The organism is Streptomyces sp. SLBN-31 (assembly GCF_006715395.1).
In the GTDB taxonomy this organism is placed as follows: domain Bacteria; phylum Actinomycetota; class Actinomycetes; order Streptomycetales; family Streptomycetaceae; genus Streptomyces.
The window spans coordinates 2,487,419-2,514,058 of sequence record NZ_VFNC01000001.1 but is presented as its reverse complement, the minus strand read 5'-3'; the positions used below and the strand labels follow the sequence as shown (position 1 = coordinate 2,514,058).

The 26,640-nt window shown below is 70.9% G+C and carries 20 protein-coding genes; 16 read left to right on the top strand and 4 right to left on the bottom strand.

The genetic code is table 11. From position 1 onward, the window contains the following. Positions 1-4: 4 nt before the first annotated feature. Together FBY22_RS11510 and FBY22_RS11505 are read right to left on the bottom strand one after the other, a co-directional pair. Complete coding sequence (locus tag FBY22_RS11510) at positions 5-1,081, bottom strand: ABC transporter permease (protein ID WP_142144728.1); 1,077 nt, start codon at positions 1,079-1,081, stop codon at positions 5-7. Further along, positions 1,081-2,100 (bottom strand): sugar ABC transporter substrate-binding protein, encoded by a 1,020-nt coding sequence (locus FBY22_RS11505; RefSeq protein ID WP_142144726.1) that lies wholly within the window; start codon positions 2,098-2,100, stop codon positions 1,081-1,083. The genes FBY22_RS11510 and FBY22_RS11505 overlap by 1 nt, the downstream gene beginning before the upstream one ends. Positions 2,101-2,390: 290 nt before the next feature. Between FBY22_RS11505 and iolC the strand changes: the two genes are divergently transcribed. The 7 genes from iolC (at position 2,391) to galE (ending at position 10,610) form a co-directional block, all read left to right on the top strand. Continuing rightward, positions 2,391-3,365, top strand: a complete 975-nt coding sequence (iolC, locus tag FBY22_RS11500) for a 5-dehydro-2-deoxygluconokinase (RefSeq protein WP_142144724.1) — start codon at positions 2,391-2,393, stop codon at positions 3,363-3,365. 11 nt (positions 3,366-3,376) lie between these two features. Next, a complete protein-coding gene (locus FBY22_RS11495) occupies positions 3,377-4,258 on the top strand; it encodes a deoxyribose-phosphate aldolase (RefSeq protein WP_142144722.1) in 882 nt (293 codons plus the stop codon). Positions 4,259-4,331: 73 nt separating this feature from the next. Beyond that, positions 4,332-5,222, top strand: coding sequence for a 5-deoxy-glucuronate isomerase (gene iolB, locus FBY22_RS11490; RefSeq protein ID WP_142144720.1), 891 nt, complete (start codon positions 4,332-4,334; stop codon positions 5,220-5,222). Beyond that, positions 5,222-7,099 (top strand): 3D-(3,5/4)-trihydroxycyclohexane-1,2-dione acylhydrolase (decyclizing), encoded by a 1,878-nt coding sequence (gene iolD / locus FBY22_RS11485; protein WP_142144718.1) that lies wholly within the window; start codon positions 5,222-5,224, stop codon positions 7,097-7,099. Before iolB ends, iolD begins: the two co-directional genes overlap by 1 nt. Positions 7,100-7,128: 29 nt before the next feature. Continuing rightward, positions 7,129-8,622 (top strand): CoA-acylating methylmalonate-semialdehyde dehydrogenase, encoded by a 1,494-nt coding sequence (locus FBY22_RS11480; protein ID WP_142144716.1) that lies wholly within the window; start codon positions 7,129-7,131, stop codon positions 8,620-8,622. A 35-nt stretch (positions 8,623-8,657) separates the two neighbouring features. Beyond that, positions 8,658-9,443, top strand: a complete 786-nt coding sequence (locus FBY22_RS11475) for a GntR family transcriptional regulator (protein WP_142144714.1) — start codon at positions 8,658-8,660, stop codon at positions 9,441-9,443. A 111-nt stretch (positions 9,444-9,554) separates the two neighbouring features. Beyond that, the gene (gene galE / locus FBY22_RS11470; protein ID WP_142144712.1) at positions 9,555-10,610 is read left to right on the top strand and encodes a UDP-glucose 4-epimerase GalE; all 1,056 of its coding nucleotides are present in this window, start codon (positions 9,555-9,557) and stop codon (positions 10,608-10,610) included. A 111-nt stretch (positions 10,611-10,721) separates the two neighbouring features. Here the strand turns inward: galE and FBY22_RS11465 are convergent, their stop codons facing one another. Then, positions 10,722-12,536 (bottom strand): glycoside hydrolase family 15 protein, encoded by a 1,815-nt coding sequence (locus FBY22_RS11465; RefSeq protein ID WP_142144710.1) that lies wholly within the window; start codon positions 12,534-12,536, stop codon positions 10,722-10,724. Between the two features lie 538 nt (positions 12,537-13,074). Here FBY22_RS11465 and FBY22_RS11460 point away from each other — a divergent pair. From FBY22_RS11460 to FBY22_RS11420, 9 genes are all read left to right on the top strand, one after another. Next, the gene (locus FBY22_RS11460; protein WP_142144708.1) at positions 13,075-13,797 is read left to right on the top strand and encodes a glycosyltransferase; all 723 of its coding nucleotides are present in this window, start codon (positions 13,075-13,077) and stop codon (positions 13,795-13,797) included. A gap of 5 nt (positions 13,798-13,802) precedes the next feature. Continuing rightward, positions 13,803-15,269, top strand: a complete 1,467-nt coding sequence (locus FBY22_RS11455) for a glycosyltransferase family 4 protein (protein ID WP_142144706.1) — start codon at positions 13,803-13,805, stop codon at positions 15,267-15,269. Further along, positions 15,266-17,701 carry a lipopolysaccharide biosynthesis protein gene (locus tag FBY22_RS11450; protein WP_142144705.1) on the top strand — a complete coding sequence of 812 codons (2,436 nt, stop codon included), beginning with the start codon at positions 15,266-15,268 and terminating at the stop codon, positions 17,699-17,701. The genes FBY22_RS11455 and FBY22_RS11450 overlap by 4 nt, the downstream gene beginning before the upstream one ends. Further along, the gene (locus FBY22_RS11445) at positions 17,698-19,521 is read left to right on the top strand and encodes a glycosyltransferase (protein WP_142144703.1); all 1,824 of its coding nucleotides are present in this window, start codon (positions 17,698-17,700) and stop codon (positions 19,519-19,521) included. The genes FBY22_RS11450 and FBY22_RS11445 overlap by 4 nt, the downstream gene beginning before the upstream one ends. A 6-nt stretch (positions 19,522-19,527) precedes the next feature. Further along, on the top strand, positions 19,528-20,340 hold the full coding sequence (locus FBY22_RS11440; protein ID WP_142144701.1) for a PIG-L deacetylase family protein: 813 nt from the start codon (positions 19,528-19,530) through the stop codon (positions 20,338-20,340). After that, positions 20,337-21,947 (top strand): phospholipid carrier-dependent glycosyltransferase, encoded by a 1,611-nt coding sequence (locus FBY22_RS11435; protein ID WP_142144699.1) that lies wholly within the window; start codon positions 20,337-20,339, stop codon positions 21,945-21,947. The genes FBY22_RS11440 and FBY22_RS11435 overlap by 4 nt, the downstream gene beginning before the upstream one ends. 76 nt (positions 21,948-22,023) lie before the next feature. Next, positions 22,024-23,037 (top strand): glycosyltransferase, encoded by a 1,014-nt coding sequence (locus FBY22_RS11430; RefSeq protein ID WP_160159868.1) that lies wholly within the window; start codon positions 22,024-22,026, stop codon positions 23,035-23,037. After that, entirely contained in the window at positions 23,034-24,383 is a 1,350-nt protein-coding gene (locus tag FBY22_RS11425; RefSeq protein WP_142144695.1) for a beta-galactosidase, read from the top strand. Before FBY22_RS11430 ends, FBY22_RS11425 begins: the two co-directional genes overlap by 4 nt. Beyond that, complete coding sequence (locus tag FBY22_RS11420; RefSeq protein WP_142144693.1) at positions 24,380-25,453, top strand: GNAT family N-acetyltransferase; 1,074 nt, start codon at positions 24,380-24,382, stop codon at positions 25,451-25,453. The genes FBY22_RS11425 and FBY22_RS11420 overlap by 4 nt, the downstream gene beginning before the upstream one ends. Positions 25,454-25,478: 25 nt before the next feature. Here FBY22_RS11420 and FBY22_RS11415 read toward each other — a convergent pair whose 3' ends face one another. Next, the gene (locus FBY22_RS11415; protein ID WP_142144691.1) at positions 25,479-26,564 is read right to left on the bottom strand and encodes a GNAT family N-acetyltransferase; all 1,086 of its coding nucleotides are present in this window, start codon (positions 26,562-26,564) and stop codon (positions 25,479-25,481) included. Between the last annotated feature and the right edge of the window lie 76 nt (positions 26,565-26,640).

Here is a 26,640-nt window from a genome sequence, read left to right as displayed (position 1 = left end):
CGGGTCACCTCCTGGTCGCCGACTGGCGGACCCACAGATTGATCAGGACGGCGCCGAGGAGCATCACGCCCAGGAAGGCCTTGAACCAGTCCGGGTTCCAGCCGGCGAAGACGATGCCCTGGTTGACCATGCCGAACATGAACGCGCCGAAGACCGGGCCGATCGCCGAGCCGTAGCCGCCGGTCAGCAGACAGCCGCCGATCACGGCCGCCGCGATGTAGATCAGCTCCTGGCCCACGCCCTCACCGGACTGCACGGTGTTGAAGGTGAACAGCTGGTGCATGCCCACGAACCAGGCACCCAGCCCGACCAGCATGAACAGGGAGATCTTGGTGAACGTCACGGGCACGCCGACCGCCCGCGCCGAGTCCTTGTTCCCGCCGACCGCGAAGATCCAGTTGCCGTACTTGGTGCGCAGCAGCACCCACGTCGCCAGGGCGGCGAAGACCAGCCAGTAGAACACGGTGATCTTCACCTGCACGCCACCGATGTCGAACGACGACGCGAAGATCTTGCGGGCCTGGTCGAACCCGTCCATGTTGCTGATGTCGTCGGTGGCGACGTTGGTGGTGACCAGCTTGGTGACGGCGAGGTTGGCGCCCTGCAGGATCAGGAACGTGCCCAGCGTGACCAGGAAGCTCGGCAGGCCGGTCCTGACGACCATCCAGCCGTTGAAGAAGCCGACCGCCAGGGACACCACGAGCGCGGCGACGACACCGACCCACACGTTCATGGAGAGCTGGTAGGCGAGCATGCTCGCGGTCAGCGCGGAGGTGATGACCGCGACACCGGAGGACAGGTCGAACTCGCCGCCGATCATCAGCAGCGCGACGGGCAGCGTCATGATGCCGATGGTGGACGACTGGTACAGGATCGTGGCCATCGAGCTGCCGTCGCGCACCGGCGGGGCGGCGATCAGGAAGAACACGTACACCGCGGCGGCGCCGAGGAAGACGCCGACCTCCGGGCGGGCCAACAGCCTGAGCGCCAGGGGCCGTTCGGCGGTGCGTCCGTCCGTCTGCTGGGGGCCGGGGGCCGGCGGTGTCTCCACCGCCGGCTCGGCGTGCTGGGTCATGCTCATCACCGGGTTCCGTTGGCGGCGTACTTGGCGATCTGCTCGACGTTGGTCTTGTCGACGAAGGCCGGGCCGGTCAGCACGGGCTGCTCACCGCCGCCGCTGTAGTTGCCGTTGTTCTTGTACAGCCACAGCGAGTCGACCGCCAAGTAGCCCTGCAGGTACGGCTGCTGGTCCACCGCGAACTGGATCGTGCCCTTGCTGATGGCCGTCGTCAGGTCCTTGTTGAGGTCGAAGGTGGCGATCTTCGCCTTGCTGCCGGCGTCCGAGACCGACTGGACCGCGGTCAGCGCGAAGGGGGCGCCGAGGGTCGCGACGTAGTCGATGGAGGAGTCCTGCTTGAGCTTGGCGGTGATCGTCGACTTCACCGACGGCATGTCCGTGCCGTTGACGTAGAGGACGTCGGTCTTGCCGGAGAAGGTCTTCTTCACGCCGTCGCAGCGCTGGGTCAGGCCGATGTTGCCCTGCTCCTGGATGACGCAGACGGTGTGCTTGGCGCCGAGGTCGTTCAGCTTCTTGCCGAAGGCCTCGCCGGCCACCGTCTCGTCCTGGCCGAAGAACTCCATCAGGCCGAGCTTCTTCCAGTCGCTCAGACCGGAGTTGAGGCCCACGACGGGTATGTTGGCCGACTTCGCCTTGCCGATGACGGTCTTGAGGGCGTCGGGCTTGGCTAGGGTCACGGCGATGCCGTCGACCTTCTGGTCGATCGCGTTCTGCACCAGGTTGGACTGGTTGCCCGCGTTCGGGTCGGCGGAGTACACGAGCTTGATGTTGTCCTTGGCGGCGGCGGCCTCGGCGCCCTTGCGGACGATGTCCCAGAAGGTGTCGCCGGGCGACTGGTGCGTCACCAGCGCGACGGTCATCCGGGGGGTGGTGGCCTTGCCGGCCGACGCGTTGGCGCCGCCTTCCTCGGACTTCTTGCCCCCGGAACTGCTGGAGCAGCCGGCGAGGGTCAGGGCGGCCGCCGCAGCCACCGCGACAACGGGGAAGAGTCTGCGGGAGCGGGGGTGAGAAGAACGGTCCATCTTTCCTGGCACCTCACTGTGCTTTTGCGGGGGAAAGGGAGAAAGGGATCATCGATGATCCAGGGCCCGGGATCTTGGCATGTCCGGGTCGTTCACGGCAAACGCGGCCTGTTGCGCTGGGACGGGATCAAACCCCTGCCCGCGCCCGCTGTCAATACTTTGTTAAGACATCATTTCACGATCAGGTCCGAATGTAAGTACAAAGTATTGACAGGGCCACCGGTGGAGGCCTACACCTGGGAGGCGGCAGCCCCACTGGGACCCGCACCCCAGCCCGAGGAGCATCACGCATGGCCGAGTCAGCCCCGCCCTTCGACTTGATCACCATGGGCCGCATCGGCGTCGACCTCTACCCTCTCCAGTCCGGCGTCTCCCTGGCCCAGGTGGAGACCTTCGGCAAGTTCCTGGGCGGCTCCGCCGCGAACGTGGCCGTCGCGGCGGCCCGGCTCGGCCGGAGCACCGCGGTGATCACCCGCACCGGGGACGACCCCTTCGGCGCCTACCTGCACCAGGCGCTCAAGGAGTTCGGCGTCGACGACCGCTGGGTCACACCCGTCGCCGCATACCCGACACCGGTGACGTTCTGCGAGATCTTCCCTCCGGACGACTTCCCTCTGTACTTCTACCGGCAGCCTAAGGCCCCTGACCTGGAGATACACTCCGAGGGCCTGGACTACTTCGCCATCCGGGCGACCCGGGTCTTCTGGATCACCGGCACCGGCCTGAGCCAGGAGCCCAGCCGTTCGGCGACGCTGGCCGCCCTCAAGGCCCGCGACCGGGCCGGCACCACGGTCTTCGACCTCGACTGGCGCCCCATGTTCTGGCGGGACCCCGAGGAGGGCCGCCCGTACTACGCGGAGGCCCTGCGGCACGCGACGGTCGCGGTCGGCAACCTCGACGAGTGCGAGATCGCCACCGGCGTCCGCGAGCCCCGGGCCTGCGCCGAAGCACTGCTCGCGGCGGGCGTCGAGCTCGCGATCGTCAAGCAGGGCCCCAAGGGCGTACTCGCCGTGCACCGCGACGGCACCACCGCTCAGGTCCCGCCGGTGCCGGTCGAGGTGGTCAACGGCCTCGGCGCGGGCGACGCCTTCGGCGGCGCGCTGGTGCACGGTCTGCTGGCCGACCGGGAATTGGCCGAAATCATGCGGTACGCCAACGCGGCCGGGGCGCTCGTCGCCTCGCGTCTCGCCTGTTCCTCGGCGATGCCCACCGAGGCCGAGGTCGAAGACCTCCTGACCCGCGCCGCTTCCACCGCCACGTCCTGAACGGAGCCCCTTTGTCGCCCCTCAGCATCCCCGACCTCGTCTCGGTCCGCGCCCAGCGGCCCGAGGCCGTCGCCGAGGCCGCGGCCCGGCGTGCGCGCCGCCCGCTCCTCGGCGACGGCGGCCGTCTGATGATCGTGGCCGCCGACCACCCGGCGCGCGGCGCGCTCGGCGTCGGCGGCCGCGGGCTCGCCATGGCCAACCGCGCCGACCTGCTGGAGCGGCTGTGCGTCGCGCTGTCCCGGCCGGGCGTGGACGGGGTGCTCGGCACCGCGGACGTCCTGGAGGACCTGCTGCTGCTCGGGGCGCTGGAGAACAAGGTCGTCATGTGCTCGATGAACCGCGGCGGCCTGGCGGGCGCCTCCTTCGAGCTGGACGACCGCTTCACCGGCTACCGCGCCCGGGACATCGCCCGCTTCCGCTTCGACGCGGGCAAGACGCTCACCCGTATCGCCTATGACGATCCGGGCTCGCTGAACACCCTCGAGGCCACGGCCCGCGCCATCGACGAGTGCGCCGAGCACCGGCTACCCGTCTTCGTCGAGCCGTTCATGTCCCGTCGGACCGACGGCCGGGTGCGCAACGACCTGTCCGCCGAGGCGGTCACCAGGTCGATCGCGATCGCCGCGGGCCTGGGCGGCACCTCCGCCTACACCTGGCTGAAGCTGCCGGTCACCGACGACCCCGACGCCATGGGCGAGGTCCTGGAGACCTCCACGCTGCCGGCCGTCCTGCTGGGCGGCGAGGTCGGAGACGACCAGGAAGGCGCCTACGAGCGCTGGCGCAAGGCCCTGCGGCTGCCCACCGTGACCGGCATGGTCGTGGGCCGCTCGCTGCTCTATCCGGCCGAGGGCGGCGTGGAGACCGCGGTGGACACGGCCGTGGGGCTGCTGTGACACGGAGGAGCGCTGCGGTGACAGGGATGTGCGCGGTGAGACGGAGGAGTGCTGTGACAGGGAGGAGTGCCCGATGACGTACCACCTGCCCGCGGGCAAGGCCCTCGGCGGCCCGTACGCCGTCGACGTCACGCCCGAGAAGGCCGGCTGGGGCCACTCGAGCCTGCGCGTACTGGAGCTGCCTCCGGGCGGCACGCACACCTTCGACACCGGCGACAGCGAGTGGATCGTGCTGCCGCTCAGCGGCGCCTGCACGGTGGCCGTCGCCGACGACTTCGGCCACGACACCTTCGAACTCACCGGCCGCGCGAGCGTGTTCGACGCGGTCAGCGACTTCGCCTACGCCCCGCGCGACGCCCGTACGACGGTGTCCTCGGCCGGCGGCGGGCGGTTCGCGCTCACCGGGGCGCGCTGCACCCGCCGGCTGCCCGCCCGCTACGGGCCGGCCTCCGGGGTGCCGGTGGAGCTGCGCGGGACCGGCAACAGCAGTCGCCAGGTCAACAACTTCGGTGCGGCAAGCGTCTTCGAGTGCGACAAGCTCATCGCCGTCGAGGTCATCACCCCGGGCGGCAACTGGTCGTCCTTCCCGCCGCACAAGCACGACGAGCATCGCCCCGGCGAGGAGTCCGTCCTGGAGGAGATCTACTACTTCGAGTTCGCCGCCCACGACGGCATCCCGGGCCTCGGCTACCAGCGCGTGTCGCCCTCGGGCCACGGCCGCAACACCGATGTCCTGGCCGAAGTACGGGACGGGGACGTCGTGTTGATCCCCGACGGCTGGCACGGGCCCTCCATGGCCGTGCCCGGACACCACATGTACTACCTCAACGTCATGGCGGGACCCGAGCCCGAGCGGGCCTGGCTGATCTGCGACCACCCCGATCACGCCTGGGTCCGCGACCGTTGGCCCGACCAACCGGTCGACGCCCGCCTCCCCCTCTACACGGCCCCGGAGAAGTCCTGATGAGCACCCCCACCCTCCGTCTGACCGTCGCCCAGGCCCTGGTGCGCTTCCTGTCCGCGCAGTACACCGAGCGCGACGGCGTGCGCCACCGGCTGATCGCGGGCACCTGGGGCATCTTCGGCCACGGCAACGTCGCCGGCATCGGCCAGGCCCTGCTGGAGGCGGGCGACGACGTCATGCCGTTCCACCAGGGCCGCAACGAGCAGTCCATGGTGCACGCGGCCGTCGGACACGCCCGCCAGCTCAACCGTCTCTCCGCGCAGGCGGTGACGACGTCCATCGGACCCGGCGCCACCAACCTGGTCACCGGCGCCGCCCTGGCCACCATCAACCGGCTGCCGGTGCTGCTGCTGCCCGGCGACTACTTCGCCTCGCACGCCCCGGACCCGCTGCTGCAGCAGCTGGAGCACCCCATCGAGGCTGACGTGTCCGTCAACGACACCCTGCGCCCGGTGTCGCGGTACTTCGACCGGATCACGCGTCCCGAGGCCCTGATCCCGTCGGCCCTGAACGCCATGCGGGTGCTCGCCGACCCGGCCGAGACCGGCGCGGTCACCCTCGCCCTCCCCCAGGACGTCCAGGCCGAGGCGCACGACTGGCCGGAGGAGTTCTTCGCCGAGCGCGTGTGGCACGTACGGCGCCCCGCGCCCGACCCCTACGAGCTGGCCGAGGCGGTGGCGGCGATCCGGGCCGCCGAGCGCCCGCTGATCGTCGCGGGCGGCGGCGTCCACCACAGCGAGGCCGAGGACGCGCTGAAGGCTCTGGTGGAGGCCACGGGCATCCCGGTCGCCTCGACCCAGGCGGGCAAGGGCTCGCTGCGCCACGACCACCCTGCCGACCTCGGCGGCATCGGCCACACCGGCACGGCGGTCAGCGACGACATCGCGCGCACGGCCGACCTGGTGATCGGCGTCGGCACCCGCTACACGGACTTCACGACCGCTTCCGGCACGCTGTTCCGGAACCCGGCCGTGCGCTTCGTCAACCTCAACATCACGGCCTTCGACGCTCACAAGCTGTCGGCGCGGACGCTGGTGTGCGACGCGCGCGCCGGGCTCACGGCGTTGACCGAGGCGCTGGCGGATCACCGTGTGAACCCGGTTCACGAGTCGGCGTACCGTGAAGGCAAGGAACGCTGGGAGCGGGTCGTCGACGCCGCTTACACGGCCGCCGACGAGAACGCCGTCCCCACCCAGACCCAGGTCCTCGGCGCGCTGGACGCGGTCGTCGGCGACGACGACGTGGTGATCAACGCGGCCGGTTCGCTCCCCGGCGACCTGCACAAGCTCTGGCGGGCCCGCAGTCCCCGCCAGTACCACCTGGAGTACGGCTACTCCTGCATGGGCTATGAGATCCCGGCCGGCATCGGCGTCCAGCAGGCCGCGCCCGGCACCCCGGTCTGGTCCCTGGTCGGCGACGGCACCTACCTGATGATGCCGACCGAGATCGTCACCGCCGTCCAGGAGGGCCTGCCGGTCAACCTCGTCCTCATCCAGAACCACGGCTACGCATCCATCGGCGGCCTGTCCGAGACGGTCGGCGGCGAGCGCTTCGGCACGGCGTACCGCTACCGGGCCGCCGACGGCACCTTCACCGGCGCCCCGCTCCCCGTCGACCTGGCCGCCAACGCGGGCAGCCTCGGCATGGACGTCCTGCGCGCCAAGACGGTCCGCGAACTGCGCGAGGCGCTCGCCGCGGCCCGCGCCTCCGACCGCCCGACCTGCGTCTACGTCGAGACCGACACCGCCGGCCCGGCCGCTCCCCCGGCCGAGGCCTGGTGGGACGTCCCGGTCGCCGAGACCGCCACCCGCGAGGCCGCCGTACGGGCCCGCGAGGAGTACGACCGCCAGGTCGCCGACCGCCGCCACCACCTCTGAACCCCCCGTTGCTGAAAGGCCCCCGCACCATGAAGACCATCACCCACTGGATCGGCGGCAAGCCCGTCGAGTCCGCCTCCGGCCGCCACGGCGCCGTGTACAACCCGGCGACCGGCAAGCAGGAGAAGCAGGTCGGGTTCGCCACCGTCGACGAGGTGGACGCCGCCGTGGCCGCAGCCAAGGCCGCCTTCGAGACCTGGGGCAGCTCCTCGCTGGCCAAGCGCACGGCGGTCCTGTTCAAGTACCGCGAGCTGCTGGACGCCCACCGCGACGAGATCGCCGCGCTGATCACCGCCGAGCACGGCAAGGTGCACTCCGACGCCCTCGGCGAGGTCGCGCGCGGCATGGAGATCGTCGAGCTGGCCTGCGGGATCAGCGTGCAGCTGAAGGGCGAGTTGTCGACGCAGGTCTCCACCCGCGTCGACGTCGCCTCCATCCGGCAGCCGCTCGGGGTCGTCGCGGGCATCACGCCGTTCAACTTCCCGGCCATGGTGCCGATGTGGATGTTCCCCCTGGCCATCGCGTGCGGGAACACCTTCGTGCTCAAGCCGAGCGAGAAGGACCCCTCGGCCTCCTTCCGGCTGGCCGAGCTGGCCGCCGAGGCGGGCCTGCCGGACGGTGTGCTGAACGTCGTGCAGGGCGACAAGGTGGCTGTGGACCGCCTGTTGGAGCACCCGGACGTCGAGGCCGTGTCCTTCGTCGGCTCGACTCCGATCGCGAAGTACATCCAGCTCAAGGCGGTCGAGCACGGCAAGCGCGTGCAGGCCCTGGGCGGCGCCAAGAACCACATGCTGGTCCTGCCGGACGCCGACCTGGACTTCGCGGCCGACCAGGCGATCAACGCGGCCTACGGCTCCGCGGGCGAGCGGTGCATGGCGGTCTCGGTCGTGGTCGCCGTCGGCGACACGGGCGACGAACTGGTCGCCAGGATCGCCGAGCGCGCGAAGAACCTGAGGATCGGCCCCGGCGACGACCCGAGTTCCGACATGGGCCCGCTGATCACCCGCGAGCACCGGGACAAGGTGGCCTCGTACGTGTCCTCAGCCGCCGAGCAGGGCGCCGAGGTCGTGGTGGACGGCACCGGGTACACGGTCGAGGGCCACGAGGACGGCTTCTTCCTCGGCGTCTCCCTCCTCGACAGGGTGCCGCTGACGGCGGACGCCTACCGGGACGAGATCTTCGGGCCCGTCCTTGCGGTGGTCCGCGCGGAGTCCTACGACGAGGCGATCAAGCTGATCAACGACTCCCGCTGGGGCAACGGCACCGCGATCTTCACCCGGGACGGCGGCGCCGCCCGCCGCTTCCAGCTGGAGGTCAAGGCGGGCATGGTCGGCGTGAACGTGCCGATCCCCGTGCCCGTCGGCTACCACTCCTTCGGTGGCTGGAAGGACTCCCTCTTCGGCGACCTGCACATCTACGGAAACGACGGCATCGCCTTCTACACCCAGGGCAAGGTGATCACCACGCGCTGGCCCGACCCGGCCGACGCGGGCATCAACCTCGGTTTCCCCAGCCACTCCTGACAGAGCGTCAACTCCTATCGGAGGGAGGTACGTCCATGGCGAAGGCCCGTGGCGCGACCCGTGCCGCGAACGCCCCCGCGCTCGACTCCCTGGACTTCGCCCTGGACCGGGGCAGTCCGGTGCCGCTGTACTACCAGCTCGCCCAGCAGCTGGAGGCGGCCATCGAGCACGGGGCCCTCGCCCCGGGGAACCTCCTGGGCAACGAGATCGACCTCTCGACCCGTCTGGGCCTGTCCAGACCCACGGTCCGCCAGGCCATCCAGTCCCTGGTCGACAAGGGCCTGCTGGTGCGCCGCCGGGGCGTGGGCACCCAGGTCGTGCACAGCCAGGTCAAGCGTCCGCTGGAACTCTCCAGCCTCTACGACGACCTGGAGGCGGCCGGCCAGGGTCCCACCACCCAGGTGGTGAGCAACGAGCGCCGGCCCGCCGCACCGGAGGTGGCGGCCGCGCTCGGCATCGCCGAGGGCAGCGAGGTGATCGTCCTGGAGCGGCTGCGCCTCACCCACGGCCAGCCGGTGGCCCTGCTGTGCAACTACCTGCCGGCCACACTCCTCGACCTCGACTCCGAACGCCTGGAGGCGACGGGCCTGTACCGCATGATGCGCACCGCCGGCATCACCCTGCACAGTGCCCGCCAGACCATCGGCGCCCGCTCCGCCACGGCCGACGAGGCCTCCCGCCTCGACGAACCGGAGGGGGCGGCCGTGCTGACCATGCAGCGCACGGCGTACGACGACACGGGGCGCCCGGTGGAGTACGGAACGCACATCTACCGGGCGTCGCGGTACGCCTTCGACTTCCAGTTGCTGGTGAGGCCCTGACGGCAGGCTCCGGTACCGGGGTGCCGGGACCAATCGTGCTTGACGTGAGGCGACAGCAGGAGGACTGTCGTAAGCATACGCCGTAAATGTACGCTGAGGGGTCGAGCGCCCATGAGTGCACCGTCAACAGTCCTGGTCACCGGTGGGGCGGGCTTCATCGGCAGTCACACGTGCGTCAACCTGCTGGATCACGGTTACGAGTTGATCGTCGTCGACGACTACTCGAACAGCACGCCGCAGGTCTTCTCGCGGGTGGAGCGGATCGCCGGCCGCTTCGCCGGCGCCGTCTACGAACTGGACATCCGCGACCGCCCCGCTCTGTCGTCGGTCTTCGCCCGGCACTCCGTGGACGCGGTGGTGCACCTGGCCGCCGCCAAGTCCGCGAGCCGGTCACTGATGACGCCCGTCGAGTACTACGACACCAACGTCGGCGGCACGACCGCGCTGCTGCAGACCATGCACGAGCACGGGGTCCACCGACTGATCTTCTCCTCCACCTCCGCTGTCTACGGCGACGCCGGCCCCGGACCGCTCGACGAGGCTACTCCCGTCCGGCCCACGAGCCCGTACGCGGCGTCCAAGTCGGCCTGCGAGCAGCTCCTCGCCGACGTCTGCCGCCGCCGCCCCGAGTACACGGTGCTGTGCCTGCGCTACTGCAACCCGGCAGGCGCCCATCCCAGCGGCCTGCTCGGCGAGGATCCGCGCGCCGTGCCCGAGAGCCTGATCCCGTCCCTGGCCCAGGTGGCGATCGGCCGCCGGGAACGGCTTCGCGTTTTCGGCACCGACTACCCCACACGCGACGGGACGACGGTGCGCGACTACACCCATGTCATGGACACCGTCGAGGCACACCGCGTCGCACTCGACCACCTCGCCGACGCGCCCGGCATGCATTTGTTCAACGTGGGCACGGGCAGGGGCAGTTCGGTCCTTGAGGTCGTCGCCGCCTTCTCCGGGGCGTGCGGCTACCCCGTCCCGTACGAGGCCGCACCACGCCGCCCGGGTGACGTGGCCGAACTCATCGCCGACGCGAGCCGCGCGGCGCACGCCTGGGGCTGGCGTGCCACACGGAACCTCGACGACATATGCCGGGACGCCTGGCGGTTCCAGCAGCTCAACCCCCACGGCTACACGAGTTACCCTCGGCGACCCGAGAAGAAGGGCTGAACCAATCAGGCGCGCCGTTCGTGGCCGGTACTCGCCGCCGGGCTGCTGGTCTGCACAGTCGCGGGGAGGCGCCCTGTCAGACCCTGCGGGGCCGGCCCCACTGCGCCGGTCCTATGTCGCCGGGCCGCGAGGCCTCGCGGTGGAGGGCGTCGGCGACAGGGCGAACGCCGTCTCCACCACAGCTGCGTGGCTGAACGCCGTCGGCGCGTTGCCGAGTTGACGTCCCGCGTCCGGATCCCACTGCTCGGCGAGCAGACCGACGTCGTTGCGGACGGCGAGAAGACGTTCGAAGGCGGCGCGGGCCTGCTGCGGATGCCCGGTCGCGGCGAGGCATTGGGCGTACCACAGGGAACACGACACGAAGGCGCCCTCGGAGCCGCGGATACCGTCCGGCCCGTGCGCGGCGCCGCCGGAGTCGTACCGCCGTAGGAATCCCCCGTGGGTCAGTTGCCGCATGGCGCGTACAGTGCCGCGCACCCGTTCGTCCGTGGCGGGCAGGAAGCCGAGGCGGGGGATGAGCAGTGCGGAGGCGTCGAGGGCCGACGAACCGTAGGACTGCACGAAGGACCGCTGCCGCGCGTCCCATCCCTTGCGGCAGACATCGCGGCGAACCTCGTCACGCATGGCCCGCCACATACCCGAGGATCCGTTTCTGCCGAGCAGCGCCCCCATGCGCAGAGCCCGGTCGGCGGCCACCCAGACCATGACCTTGGAGTGCACGAATTGCCTCTGCGGCCCCCGCACCTGCCACAGCCCCTGGTCCGGCCGCCGCCAGTGCCGTTCGAGGTGGCCCATGAGCACCTCGACCAGGTCCCACAGGTGCGCCGGCATGGGGATTCCGGCCCGGAGCGAGAGCCAGAGCGTGTCCATGACCTCGCCGTACACGTCCAACTGGAAGTGGCTCGTCGCCGAGTTCCCGAAGCGGACCGGCCGGGAATCCTCATAGCCGGTCAGCCACGGCGCCTCGGTCTCCGTCAGGAGCCGTTGGCCCTCGACGCCGTACACCGTCTGCAGATGGTCGGGGTCACCGGCGATCGCCCGCACCAGCCAGTCCAGCCAGGCCGTGGATTCCTCCCGGTAACCGCTGCGCAGCAGGCACGACAGGGTCAGGGTGGAGTCACGCAGCCAGCAGTAGCGGTAGTCCCAGTTGCGCTCCCCGCCCACGCGGCCGGGGAGCGAGGTGGTGGGTGCGGCGATGACGCCGCCCGTGGGCGCGTAGGTGAGCGCCTTGAGGGTGATCAGGGAACGCACCACCGCGTCCCGCCACGGCCCCTCGTAGCGGCACCGGGCGCTCCAGCGCCGCCAGAAGTCACTGGTCTCCTTCAGTGCGGTCTCCGCCGGGACGGACAGCTGCGGCGGCGGCTCGGTCAGGTGCGACGGCGACCAGACCAGCGTCAGGGCCAGCCTCCGGCCCGCTGGGACGACGAAGTCGTGCACCGTGTCGCGCTCGTCGCCGGGCATGTTCACCGGCCCGTCCGCGTGCAGCCAGACGGCGTCCGGTCCGGCGACCGCGAAGGTGCCCGATTCGACGGCCCGGACCCACGGCAGGACGCGGCCCTGGTGGAACCGCACGCGCAGGTCACTGCGCATGGTCACCGAACCCCGGAGACCCTCCACGACGCGGATCACGCATGGTGAGTGCGTGCGCGGCGGCATGAAGTCGATGACCCGCACGGCGCCGGCCGCACTGTTCCACTCCGACTCCAGGATCAGCGTGTCCCCCCGGTACGCCCGGCGGGTGCAACGGCGTCCGGCGACGGGAGCCACCCGCCAGAAGCCGTTGTCCCGCGTGCCCACGAGCGCGGCGAAACACGCCGGCGAGTCGAAGCGGGGCAGGCACAGCCAGTCGATCGACCCGTCCTTGCCGACCATGGCGGCGGTCTCCAGGTCGCTGAGCAGGGCGTAGTCCTCGATGGGCGCATTCATGACGGGAGCCGCTCGTGATCGGAGCGTCCTCGGCAGTGCCGCGGCAGCAGCGGCTCCCACCAGCGAACATGCCTCCGGCAGCCGGACCGCGGCGGGTCGCTCTCCGGGCAGGCACCGAGGGAGCCGGACTCGTCGGCTCGCACTACGCGCACACACTGCTGGGGCAGGGTTGTGACGGGTGCCGTGCCGTGCGGTCGCCGGCCTGGGACGGGAGTCCCCTTTCGCATCACGACCACCACCGGGAAGAGTCGGGCCATGCGTAAATTTACGACATATACGTACACCCTCCCCTCCCCGCTCGGCCGAGTCAACCGAACTTGGACGCGGCCCACCTTGACTTAGTGGCGGGTTCAGCTGAGTGTGTACGTATACAACGTATTCTTCTCATAGAGACGGATTTCGACGTGTATGCACCTTCGAGTCGAAACCCGACCACTCCCGCTCCCCACACCCTGCGTCGCGCAACCGACTGGCCGGCAGGGCAATCTGGAACCGCCGCCGCAAAACGGCGGCACACCCCGGAAGGCGGCGCCGCGCGATGACTTCCGCACTCATCCGCCCCCCGGTGGACCTGGAGCTGATCTTCCCGGCATTCAACGAGGAACGCCGTCTGCCCTCCACCATCGAGGCCACGGTCGACCACCTCTCCGAACGGTCCTGGGCCTCCGCGATCGTGGTCGTGGACAACGACAGCGCCGACGGAACGCACGACGTCGTGGAGCGTTTCGCCCACGCGCCCGTCCCGGTGTACGCCATCGGCTGCAGCGACCGCGGCAAGGGAGCCGCCGTACGCCGGGGCATCTCCACCTCATCGGCCCGCTACGTGGGATTCGCCGACGCCGACTGCGCCACCCCCATCGAGACGCTCGACCCCGTGATGGCGCTGCTCGCGGAGGGTCACGCGGCGGTCATAGCCTCCCGCCGCGCTCCGGGCGCGTCCTACGAGATCGAGCAGTCCGCGCTGCGCCGCTGCGGCGGCTGGGTCTTCCGGCGACTGGCCCGTATGTCCCTCCCCGACATCGCCGACACGCAGTGCGGCTTCAAGTTCTTCGACGGCCCCCTCATCCGCGAGGTCGTCGATGGCTGCCAGGTCGACGGGTTCGCCTTCGACGTGGAGATCCTCGCCCGCTTCGCGCGCCACGGACACCGAGTCACAGAAGTGCCGGTCGCCTGGTGCGACGTCCCGGGATCGACGTTCTCGGCCCGCCGCGACGGGTTGCGCTCCATGGCCGACCTGATCCGGATCTCGATAGCGCGGTGACCGCCATGACTGCACTGAACGAACTCGACCGAGCCGACATACTCTTCCTCAACTGGCGCGATCCCTCCCACCCGCAGGCCGGCGGCGCCGAGGCGTTCTGCTGGGAGACCGCCCGCCGTTTCAGCGAGGCCGGCGCCCACGTCACGGTGTTCACCGCCCGCCACCCCGGATCCGCACCCCGCTCGGTGTCCGACGGCATACGGATTCTGCGCGGCGGCGGCACCTACGGCGTCTACGCGGCGGCCGCCCGCCATCTGCTGCGCCACCGGCACGCCTACGACGCCGTCATCGACTGCCAGAACGGCATCCCCTTCTTCTCGCCGTTGTTCACGCCGCGCTGGACCGCCGACCTGTGCGTCGTGCACCACGTCCACCAGAGCCAGTTCGACATGCTTCTGCCCCGGCCGCTGAACGTCGCCGGCAGGCTCCTGGAGAAGCAGGTCAGCCGTCGCGTCTACCACGGGCGGCCGGTCGTCGTGGTCTCTCCGTCCACCCTGGAGGGGATCCGGCGTGAACTCGGCTTCCGCAACCCGGTCTACATCGTGCCCAACGGCAGCTCGCTCGACGGTGCGTTCAGCGCATCCGACGGGTCCCCCCGCGTTGCGCGCAGCCGGACGCCGGCCATCGCGGTCGTCAGCAGGCTCGTACCCCAGAAGCGACTGGACCTGCTGGTCCACGCCATGCCCGCGCTGATGCACAAGATGCCCGGCATACGGCTCGACATCGCCGGAGACGGCAGCGAACTTCCCCGTCTGCGTCACCTCGCGCAGCGGCTCGGCGTCTCGGACGCGGTCGCGTTCCACGGTCGGGTGAGCGACGAGCGCAAGTGGGAGTTGCTCTCCCGGGCATGGCTCACCGTCGTCCCGTCCGTCGCCGAGGGCTGGGGTCTCACCGTCATCGAGGCCAACGCGGTCGGCACTCCCGCCGTCGCCTTCGATGTGCCGGGTCTGCGCGACGCGGTCCAGCCCGGTCGCACCGGATGGCTTCTGCCACCCGACTCGGACCTGGCCGGCGCAGTCGCGGACGCGCTGGCCGAGCTCACCGACGCGGACGTGCGGCAGCGGACGGCTCAGCGGTGCCGGTCGTGGGCCGCGACCTTCTCCTGGGAGAGCACCGCGGAGCGACTTGCCGCAGTGGTCCTGGAGGAGATGGCGCGGACCCGGCGTCACCGGCGCTCGCGCCGCCGGCCGAGCGATCTCTGCGTCATCGGCAGCTTCCGGGTGACGGACGGTAACGCGATGGAGCAGGTCCTGCGCCACGCCCTGCGGCTGACCGACGCCTGGAACCGGTGCGGCGACGGCACCTTCCGGGTGCTCCTGCACGGCTGCGACGAGGTCCGCGCCGCGAGAGCCCTTCGCCGCCTGAACGTACGGCCCAGCGAACTCACCCTGGCCAGCCGCCGGGACGTCCTGGTGGGAACCGGCTGGACCTCAGACGGCACCCAGAGCGAAAGCGACCACACCACGCCATGACCTCCATACGCGTCTCCGCTCCCCGAACGGTCGCACGGCCGGACGATGTCACAGCCGTGCAGGGAGCCCGCTGGGTCACCGCCGCGTGGCTGACCATCGGAGCCCTCAACTACGGTTACGCCCTGCTGCTGACCCGGTCGCTGGCCGTGGACGACTTCGCGACCTTCGCCGCGGGACAGGGACTGGTGCTGTGCGCGGCGACCATCGCTCTCGTCGCCATCCCCTGGGTGCTGGCTCAGGCCCTGGCACGCGCGCGTACGCAGACCGAGCGCGCCGATGCCGTCAGGTTCTCCATCGTGATCGCGGTGACCGGCGGCGTGGTGGCCGGCGGTGTGGTCGCGCTGGTGGCCTCACGGTTCGCCGACGCGACCACTGTCGCCGCGCTCGGCGTCGTGACTTTGCTGATCTACATCACCCGGGTCAGCGGTGGCTGGCTCCAGGGCACCGAACGGATGTGCACCCTGGCAGGCGTCCTCACCGGTGAGGCGGCCCTGAAGGTCGTCGTCGGCCTGTTCCTCGTGTCGGTGCTGGGGCTCGGTGCCACCGGCGCCCTGGCCGCGTTCGGGATCGCGGCGCTCCCCCTCCTGATCTGGTGGCCCTACCGGATGACCCGCGGACGCGGGCGCTGGGCCCAGGCACGGGCCAACCGCGACCTGTGGCGCCGTGCGGTCGAAATGGGCACCGTGCAGAGCCTGGTGGCGCTGATGGCCACCATCGACCTGGTCCTGGTCACGCTGCTTCCGGCCGGCGCGGCGGCCACCGCGAGCTATCAGGTGAGCGTGATGATGGGCCGGGCGCCGCTCTTCCTGGCCAGCGCCGTCTCCGTGGCCTTCTTCCCCGCGCTGTCCCGGCGCCGCATGGGAACCCCGCTGGCCACGAACGCCATGCGGATGTATCTCATCGTCGCCTTCCCGCTCGCGGCCGTCTACGCCACCACACCGCCGGGGGTACTCGACGTGATCTTCCCGGCGAACTACGGCACGTTGAGCAGGCTCGTCATGTTCACCGCGGTGTCGGGGTTCGCCATCGGCGGCATCAATCTCGTCTCCACTTTCTTCCAGGCCGTCAACGACCAGTCCTGCCAGTCCCGTCAGGCCGTCGGAGTGCTGCTGTTCGTCGCGGGCCTGGTGATCGGCTGGCGGGCCGGAGGAGTACTCGGACTGGCGATCGGCGGCTGCTGCGGCGCTGTGGCGGCGCTGCTGCTGCTGGTGCGTCTGCTGGTACGCAGGCAGGGGTTCGGCGTGTTCGCGCAGCTGCCGCTGGTCGAGCCGCTCGTCGTCACCTGCGTGCTCGTGGCACTGCGTCCGGTTCCCGCGGCATGGCTGGTCGCCGCGACGGCCATCGCAATCATGGCGGCCGTTCGCTTCCTTCGTCACCGGGCGACGGCCACCGCGCACGGCCGGTCGGAGGGTTCGGCACCCCGGCAGGGCACATCGGCACAGGCCGCGGGAGCGGACCGTGAGAGCGCGGGCGCCGACCGTGGTCCCGGCGGGGACGGCCCGCGCCCCGGTGCCGTACGCCCCCGCGGGGATACCGCCGGCGCTCGGCTCCTCCTCGACGCCGTGTGGCGCCATGACGTCAGGGTCGCGGACGAGGACGAGCTGCGCCGCGCGCTGGCGGTCGCCCGGGACAGCAACACGGAAGCCCTGCTCGCCCGGTGCTATCCGCGGCAACTGGCCGAGACCGTGGTCGAGGTGGAGGAGCGCGACGCGTCCTTCCTGAGCAGTCTGCGCGAGGCGACCGAGCGGCTGCTGGCCGCCGGGATTCCGAGTGTCCTGATCAAGGCGGACGGGCCTGGCGAGCACGTGGGCGGCGACTTCGATCTGGTGGTCCCCGACGGCCGGTGGGCAGCGGCGGCCGAGGCCCTGTCCGGCTGGTCCGTGCGCCGTGAGCGGTACTGGCTTGAGCGTTCGACCAAGGTGCTCCTTTGGCCGCCCAGCGGACCGGCCGCCCACCTGCACGCGTCCGTGGGCTGGTTCGGCGTCCCGGTGATGGCCAACGACCGGCTTTTCGCCCGCGCGCTGGCCGCGGACGACCGGCCCTGGCTGGAACCCCGCCCCGCCGACCGGCTGCGTATCTGGCTGGCCCACGCGCTCTTTCAGAATCTGTCCTTCGAGCTGTCGGAGCTCCTTGCCATCAGGCCGCTGCTACAGCCGGACGTAATGGCCGAGGCCCACCGGGAGTCGGTCCGGGAAGGCTGGGGCACCGCCCACGGCCAGGCCCTGGCCACCGCCATGGAAGCCGTCGGACGGCTCGACCGGGGTGAGTTCGTCGCCCTGCCCGTGCCCCTGCCGGCCAGGACCTCGCTTCACGTGGCGGTGGAGCACACCCCCCGTCTGCTGCGCGAGGGGCGCATCGAAGGCGCCGTACGAGAGGCCGCGCTCAGGATCCCGCTGTACGTCACCAAGACCCGAAAGGCGGGGACGTCATGACCAGCCCGCAACGCTCCTCATCGCGCCCGCCGATACCCGGCCGGCTGCTGGTGGCGGTGTCCGGTCCCGACGATTCCGGCAAGACCACTCTGGTGGGCCGGGTCGTGGCCACGCTGCGGCAGGAGGGCTGCACGGTCACGAGGACCTACTGCTACGGCTGCGTGATGTGCCGCCGCTTCCCCGGCCGGCCCCGGTCCGGACGCCCTACGGGCCCGTCGTCGCAGCGCGGAACCTGGTTCGACGCCGTCCATGCCCGCATCGACGCGTCCGAGACCGCCCTGCGGCTGGCCGGCGCGCGGGTGCGGGCCGCCGTGCGCCGCCTGGCACTGCGCCGTCCCTGCGTGATCCTCACCGACCGGGGACCGCTCGACTCCCTGGCCAAGTTCGATCCCCCGGCAGGCTCCCGGACGGCTGCGCTCTTCCGCCGCCTGGCCGGCGCGTACGACCTGACGCTACTCCTCGAGAGTCATGCCGGCGAGGAGCCGGCGTGCGACGCCGCGGACGCGAGGGACCCGGGACGGCACTGGCAGGAACGCTACCGCCGCTGGGCGCGCTCCTCGGCCGACGTGGTCGGCCTCGACGCGCGCGCCACCACGCCGGCCCTCGCCGCGGACGCCGCCTTCCGGCTCATGGTGGCGCGCGGGAACACCTCGCGTGAGCAGCAGCCTAGCGCCGACGCCCTCGACGGGCCCGTGCCGCGCGCGCGAGCGCAGGTGGTCGTCTCAGCCTTCGACACCGTCCAGAGCACCGACTACCGGGGCGGCGGATCGGTAGTGATCGATCACGTGGCACGCCGCCTGGCCCAGGAGTTCGACGTCACCGTCGTCACCGCGGCCACCCACGGCGGAACACAGGTGCGTGACGGGCTGCGGTACCGCTTCGTGCCCGTCTGCAAGGCCGGTCCGCGGGCCGCCCAGCTGCTGTTCCAGGCGGTGCTTCCGCTCGTCGCCCGAAGGATCCCGCACGACGTGTGGCTGGAGAACTTCACTCCCCCGTTCACGACGGGTCTGCTGCCCCTGTTCGCCAGGAAGCCCGTCATCGGGATCAACCAGTGCCGGTGCAGCGACGCCACCTGGCGGAAGTACCACATCCCCGCCTTCGCCATCGAACACTGTGCTCTGCGCCGCTACCGGGACCTGGTCGTCCTCAACCAGGCGGACGCCGCGGAAGCCCGGCGCCACAGTCCGAAGGCGGCGGTACACCTGGTCGAGAACGGTGTGGACCAGCGGCACGTCGAGGAGGACGAGTTCGGCAGCGGTGGGAGCATCCTGTTCCTGGGCCGGCTCGACGTGAAGCTCAAGGGCCTCGACCTGCTACTGGCGGCGTACGCGGCGGCTGCCCCGGCCCTGCCGCTGATAATCGCCGGACACGGCACCGCGGCCGAGGAACGCAGGGTCGAGTCGCTGCTCGCCCACACGGGTGCGAACGTCCGCCGACTCGGCTTCGTCGCCTCGGAACGCAAAGAGCAACTGCTCAGGGAGAGCGCCTTCATGGTCATGCCCTCGCGCACCGAGGCGTTCGGGCTCGTCGCACTCGAGAGCATGGTCCACGGCAAGCCGGTGCTCCACTTCGACCTGCCCTCCCTGGACTGGATGGAGGGCAAGGGGAACATCGGCGTTCCCTGCTTCGACGTCGACCGGATGGCCGAGGAGATCGGCCGGCTCGCCACGGACGCGGACCTCCGCCGTGCGCTGGGGCGTCAGGCGTACATGGCGGCACGGCACTACACGTGGGAGGCGATGGCCGACCGGTACCTGGCCACGGTGCGCGACGTACTCGGGTCGTCCGCCGCCGCACGGAGTTCTCACCGCGGGAGGTGATCGTCCATGACTGCTGATCCGTTCTCCACCGCGGTGGAGAAGGGTGTGCCCCTGGTGGTGCTCTCACCTCACCTCGACGACGCGGTGCTGTCGTGCGGGGCTCTGATGGCGCACACCCGCCAGCATGCGCCCGTCACCGTCGTCACGCTGTTCACGACGGGTGCCCCGCCGCCGTACACCCTGTCGGCTCGCCGTTTCCTGCATCTGTCCGGGATGCGTGACGCAGAGGAGCTGTACGCCGCTCGCCGCGCCGAGGACCGGGATGTGCTCACGGCCATGGGCATCACCTGGCGGCACATGGGCCTCACGGAGGGGCTCTTCCGCCGCAAGGCCCTTCGCGGGAGGGGGGCCGCACGCGGTTTGAGCCGGCTGCTGCCCGAGCGCGAGCACGTCTATCCCACCTACCGTCGGCACCTCGCCGCCGGCCGCATCTCGCCCTACGACGGCGACCTGTTGCGCACCCTCACCCGCACCGTCAGGTCGCTCGCCGCCCCGGAACCGTCGGTCGGAGCCCGGCCCTTGCTGCTCGCGCCGCTCGCGATCGGCGGGCACGTCGACCATCTGCTGGTCAGGACGGCGGCCGAGACGAGCCGACGCCACGTCGTCTACTACGGCGACTTCCCCTACATTCGGCACGAGGCAATGGACACCGACTTCGTACGCCGCAACGGCCTGCGCGAAGAAGTCACCTGGACCACGGGACTGGGCGCCAAGTCCGCCGCGATCCTCGGCTACCGCACGCAGTCCCGGGCCATGTTCCCCGGCGGCCACGTCCCGCTCGGCCCCGAGCTCTACCTGTTCAGCGAGACCTCCTCATGACCACCCTCGAGGCACGCCCTGTGCAGACCACGCCGCCGGCGGCGCGCCGTGCCGTGCCGACGGGTGTCCTGGCAGTCGGCGTCTTCCTGCTGGCCGCGGCGCTGCGGCTGGTGAACGTGGGCCGTTCCGCGGACCTCTTCGTCGACGAACTGATCTACCGGCAGCTCGGCGTCAGCGCTGCGCACGGCGGTTTCCCCCGCACCTCCGAGGGCCTGTTCTTCCTGCATCCGCCCGGCTACTTCTACGTGGAGGCGGGCTGGGGCAAGCTCGTCGGCATCAGCCCCGATCTCGTCACCGGCCTGTACCAGGCCCGGTTGGTGAACGTCCTCCTGGGAGCCGCGACGGCGGTCCTGATACTGCTGCTGGTCAGCAGGGCCGGGTCCCGCGCCGCCGGTGTCGTGGCCGCCCTGCTGTTCGCCCTGGACCCGTACGTCATCCGGCAGAACGACCGGGTGATGCTGGACACCGAGACGGTGCTGTTCGTGCTGGCCGGATACCTGGTCCTGCTGTCCCTGGCCCGCGAGCCGCTGCCCGGCCGGCCCCGGCTGCGGGCCGTGGCGGCCGGTCTGCTCTTCGGGTTGGCGCTGCTGACGAAGGACCACTCGGCGCTCATCAGCGTGCTGCCCCTGGTCCTCGCGCTGATCCTCGGCTGGGGACCTCCCAGGAGACTGCTGCTCACCGCGCTCGCGGCCGCCGTCGTGCCGTACGGACTGTATGTGGCCCTCGTCGGACTCTACGGTCACTTCACCCCGTTCTGGTACGACAAGAGCCACGGTGCGGCCCGCCTGCTCGGGATCGTCCAGGAGTCCGGGTTCCACGCCGCGGGAACTCCGTCGCTGACCAGCCGGCTCATCGACCAGGTGACGACGTTCGCCTCCACCTACGCGCTGCTGCTGCTCGGCCCTGTCGCTCTGGTGATCGTGCTGCGCCGCAAGGACCCTGTGCTCAGGATGCTGGCCCTGTTCCACCTGTGCGCCGGACTCACTCTGGCCTTCGCGCTCGCCCAGGGGACACTTGAGGAACAGGCGCTCTATCTGCTCATCGTGCCCACCGTGGTGGTGCTGGGCGCCGCGCTCGGAGTGGGCATCGAGCGCTTCCGGCGGCGCGACGGCCGCCGGGCGGTGCGCAGGGTCCTGCTCGTGGCCCTCGTCGGCTTCCTGACGGTGACCGTCGCCTTCTCGGGCATCTCCTACGCCAAGGTGCACACCGGGCGCGACGACGGTTACGCCCAGTTGCGCGGCTACATGAAAAAGCACGTGCCCGTGGGCAGCGCGGTCATCGCGGCCGACGGCGGCGCCAGCGGCGGTATCTCGTCGTGGGCGCTGCGGGACAGGTACGAAATGGGCGACTGGGTCACACCCGAGGCTCGAACCCGGGCGTACGCCCGTTATCTGGTCGTCCCGTGGAAGGTGATCGATCAGGGGTACGGCACGATGGATGCCCGCACGGCGCGGCACCTCGCGGCCGAAGGCCACCTGGTGTTCGCCTTCCACGGACGCTCCTACGGCACGCTCGCGCTGTACAAGCTGCCACTGCCCGACAAGACGTATCTCCGGTTCCGGGCGTCCGCCCACGGCCTGCGGACGGGGGCCGACCATGGCCCGTGACCGCAGTCGGCCTCGTGTCCTGCTCCTCACCAGCGGCCCGGTCGACGGGGGGCGGGGAGGTGACACCGATCTCGCGATGGCCCTCGCCCAAGGCATTCCCCAGGTCAGTTATCTGTGGTTCCGCAGGTGGCCCGGGCTCGACGAGACGGTGTGGGACCTGCCGGGGCGGTCCGTTCCCCTTCTGTCCCGTGACGGTGTCCCGCGTCTGCCGGTGCGGGTGCAGGCTGCGGCGGCCGGGTGTGCCCTCACCCGGCGGTGCGACCTCGTGCACGCCGTGATGACCATCGGCAGCAGCTTTCCCCTCTTTTCCCGTCTCTGGGACCGGCTTGTCGGCGACACACCGGTCCTGCACACCGTCCCCGGCGTCATGAACCCCGCGCTTCTCGCACGGTCCCGCCCACTCGGGCCGACCGTGGCGCTGTCCGAGGTCACCGCGGCGCAGATGCGCACCGCCGGCTTCGACCAGGTACGGGTCATCCGGCCCGTCGTCCGGCTGGACGAGTGGCCCCTCCGGCCCCGGCCGTCCACGGACAGGCCGACCGTGCTGGTCACCGGTCATCACGACGCGGGAGGCGGTGCCGAGGAGGCGATCGCCTCGGCCGCGGTGGCGGCTCGCGCGGGAGCCCGTTTCCGGCTGGTTCTCGCGCTGCGCGACCGGCCGGGCCAGGACACTCGCACCCTGGAGGAGAATCTGCGTGCCCAGGCTGCCCGCCAGGGCCTCGCGGACACCGAAGTGCTCGGCAGCGGCTCGGACATGCATGCCCTCCTGGCATCCGCGGACGTCCTCCTCTACGTGCCCCGCGCGCTCGGCGGCAAGGCGGACGTTCCGCTCACCGTGCTCCAGGCTCTCGCCACGGGGCGCCCCGTCGTGCTGAGCGAGCTGCCGCAGTTCGAGTCCCTGCGCGGCACCGTGCTGACGGCCGCTCCGGGCGACTGCGAGCGGACCGGCCGTCTGCTGCGGCAGGTGCTGGACCGGCCCCGGTGTTGGCAGGACCTGGCGCGGCGGGGCCGCGTGACGGTCGAGGAGCGTTTCGGGGTGGCGCAGTTCGCGGCGCAGTACTCCAGTCTGTACGAGGAGTTGCTGGCATGACGGGCCGCAGCGGGTACGGCGGCGCGACCGGGCGCTCGCGGGCGCGCCGGTGGGTCGTCTACGCGGTGGTCGTCGCCGTCGTGGCCGCGGTGGTCTCCTTCATCCGTCTCGGCGACCCCGGCGACCCCCACCAGCGGTTCTTCTTCGGCACCCTGCAGACGAGCCCGCGCACCGCCGGGGCGGACAAGGCACGAGGCATGCGTGTGGCCCATATGTCGGTGTACTGGGACCGGTTCGAACCGGCCCCGGGGCAGGTGGACCAGCACTACGTCGCCGCGCTCAAGCGGAAGCTGCGGATGTTCCGGGACGCGGGACTGCATGTGGAAGCGGGCGTCGGACTCAACAACCCACCGTCCTGGCTGAGCGGCAGATATCCGGAGGACGCCTTCACCGACCAGGGCGGCGCGCGCTTCACCTCCACCCCGAACCTGGTGTTCAGCCAGGAGATCCGCAACGAGGTGGAGGGCTACCTGCGACGGCTGGACCAGGAGATCGGTCTGGGCAACTTCTGGGCACTGCGCATCGGCGTGAACGACACCGGGGAGTTCACCTACCCACCACCGGCCTCGAGCAGCGGGGGCGCGGCGTCGTACTGGGCCTTCGACCGGCACGCGCAGGCGAGCGGGGCGGATCCCGGCCGGCCCGCGACCGTGCCGCCGAACCCCTACCCGGGCTGGCGGCCCGGGCAGACCACCTACCACGGGGCCTCCTTCACCGTCGGCCAGGTATCCCGGTGGTACGACTGGTACGTCGCGGCGCTCGCCGACGCGGTGAACTGGCAGACCAGGCAGTACGAAGCCCTGGGCTACCACGGGCTGCTGCTGGTGCTGATCCCCGGAGGCGGGTTCTATCCGAGCGACCTGTCCACGGCCGTCCGCGCTCACCTCGGCGCGACGGCCGACGCGGGGCTCATCAGCCGCGGCGCCGGCTTCTTCCGCACCATCGGCCTGATCGAGCACCGGCGCACCGTACAACTGGTCTCCACCGCGCTGGTGGACGGTTCGGGTACGCCGAGGAACAACACCTGCCGGCCCGCGGACGGCGCCGTCACGCCCGACGCCCTCACCCGTGGCACCGAGGCCCGGGCGCGAACGTGGTCGTCGGTGCGGTGGATCTCCCGGATCGCCGCGCACGAGGGCTTCGTCATCAGCGGGGAGAGCGCGGGCCCGCATGTGGCCGCCTACTACCCGGGCGTCATGAACGATGCCGCGCGCCAGCTGAAGTCCTGCGGGCTCACGGGACTGATGTGGGCTTTCGACCACAACCTGTACGACGGCACACCCGGATCCTCACTCGGGGACTACGCCTCGGTGATCGCGAAGTTGCAGAGAGGAGCCACACCATGACGGTGACCGTGCTCACCCCGGACCGCCTCGGCGCCGCGGACATCGCCGCGTGGAAGGCTCTGCAGCAAGCCACTCCGGACCTCGCCAGTCCCTTCCTGTCGCCGCAGTTCACCCTGGCCGTCGGCCGGCACCGGGCCACAGCCCGCGTCGCCGTGCTCTCGGAGGGGCCCGTGCCGGTGGGGTATTTCCCGTACGAGCACCACAGGCTGGGACTCGGGCTGCCCATCGGCAGCGGCCTGTCCGACGTGCAGGGACTGGTGCACGCGCCGGGACTGGACTGGGACGTCCGGGCGCTGCTGCGGGGTTGTGGACTGCGCCTTTGGCGGTACGACCATCTCACCACCGGCCAGAGGCCCTTCGCCGGCGGGGTGGTGCGCAGGTCCGCGTCACCGGTCATCGACCTGACGTCCGGGTACGAGGCCTACGCCGGGGATCTGCGCGGCAGGTCACCGGCCCGGATGAGGCAACTGGAGGCGAAGGAACGCCGGCTGACGCGCAGTCTGGGTGAGACATCGCTGGTGTTCGAAGAGGCCGCGCCCGAACGCCTCGACACGCTCATGCGCTGGAAGTCGGCGCAGTACCGGGCGAAGGGGCAGGTGGACCTCTTCGCGAAACCCTCGGTCGTGGCGCTGTTGCGCGGGCTCATGCGCACCAGGTCGGCCACCTGCACCGGCACGCTGTCCACGCTGTACGCGGGCGACCGGCCCGTGGCCATGCACTTCGGGCTGCGCTCCGGGCGCGTGCTCCAGTACTGGTTCCCCGCCTACGACCCCGAGGCGGCGCGCTTCTCGCCGGGCATCCTTCTCCTGCTGCGCATGGCCGAGGCCGCGGCGGCGCGGGGCATCGAGCACCTCGACCTCGGGAAGGGGGACGAGCGCTACAAGCAGGAGATGAAGACGGGCACCCTGCCTCTGGGCGAAGGGTGGGTGACCTTGGGCACCCTGCCGGCCGCGCTGCGGCACGCCCAGATGACGTCGGGACAGAAGGTGCGAGCGATGGTGGCCGGGAGTTCCGTACTGCGCCGGATCGCGCTCAGGGCCGTCAACGCCCGTCAGCCGGCCGTCGGGTGACCCATGGCGCGGGCGGGGGCGGGAATCACCCTTCCTCGAAGCGGATCACGCGCTTGGCGGCCTTCCTGAGTGCGCGGTCGACCGCGGAGACGGGGAGCCGTTCCCGGTAGTACCGGGGTGAGGTGAAGGGCTCCGCGCCGAAGCCCTCCTTGAAGGCGGCGAGCGACACCCCTTGCCGGGATCCGCCGAAGTCGTACCGCAGGCAGCCGGCTGCGCACGCGTCGTCGATCGCCAGCCGGTGCAGCAGATGATTGGCCCGGACAGGATGGGCCAGGTCCCGGTTCATGGCCGCGTGCCACAGCTTGGCGTGGTGACCGTGACGCAGGACGACGATCGCCGCGGCGGGCTCCCCGGCGCGGCGGGCCATCCAGATTGCGCACGACTCTCCGAGCAGGTCCGCGACTGCTTCCAGCCGTTCCCTCGGGAACGCGCGCTTCCTGCGCCACCGGGCGAGCGCCAGCGGCTCGTGCTGCCGCGCGGCCCAGCGCACGATCGACTGCTCGAACAACTGGTAGAACTCCGGAACCAGCCGACCGGTACGGTTCACCTCCACGTCGACGTCCGAGCGTTCGGCCCGGCGCACACCACGCCGAACGCTCTGGTGGAAGCGTCGTTCCCAGACCGTGCCGAACCCACCCTCAAGGTCGAGCACCTGAACCGTGTGGCGGTCTTCCTGGAAGGCCGCGGGTACGGCGCGTGACCACACCTCCGAGTCCTCGGGACGCAATCGCAAACCGACCCGCAGGGCCGGTAGCCGCGCCAGGTCGTCGAAGACCGCCCGGGCCTCCCGTGGGCCCACCACCCCGGAGGAAACCGGCCCACCGATGCCCCACTCTCCCGGCCAGGACTCCTGCGCCGTCAGCGAGGGCGGCCGCCGGAGCCTGGTCACCAGGGGAAGCACGAGCCGGCCGCCGCTCTCGAACTCGTACAACCGGCTGGCATCCCGGAACCGACCCGTCGCGCACACGCAGTCGAGCCACGCCGGAGTCTGGGTGACGTTGGTCGCCGCATCCTTGTGGGCGAGCATCCACCAGGTCTCCCGTGGCACCGGAGTCGTCACGTGCACGGGCCCGGTCGAGGTGTTGATCAGGAGTACAGCGGGTCCGTTCACAGCGATTCCTGCCCGGCGGTGAGGCCTGCGAAGTCCGGTTCACGGATCGGGGGGCAACCTGCCTCGACCCATGAGC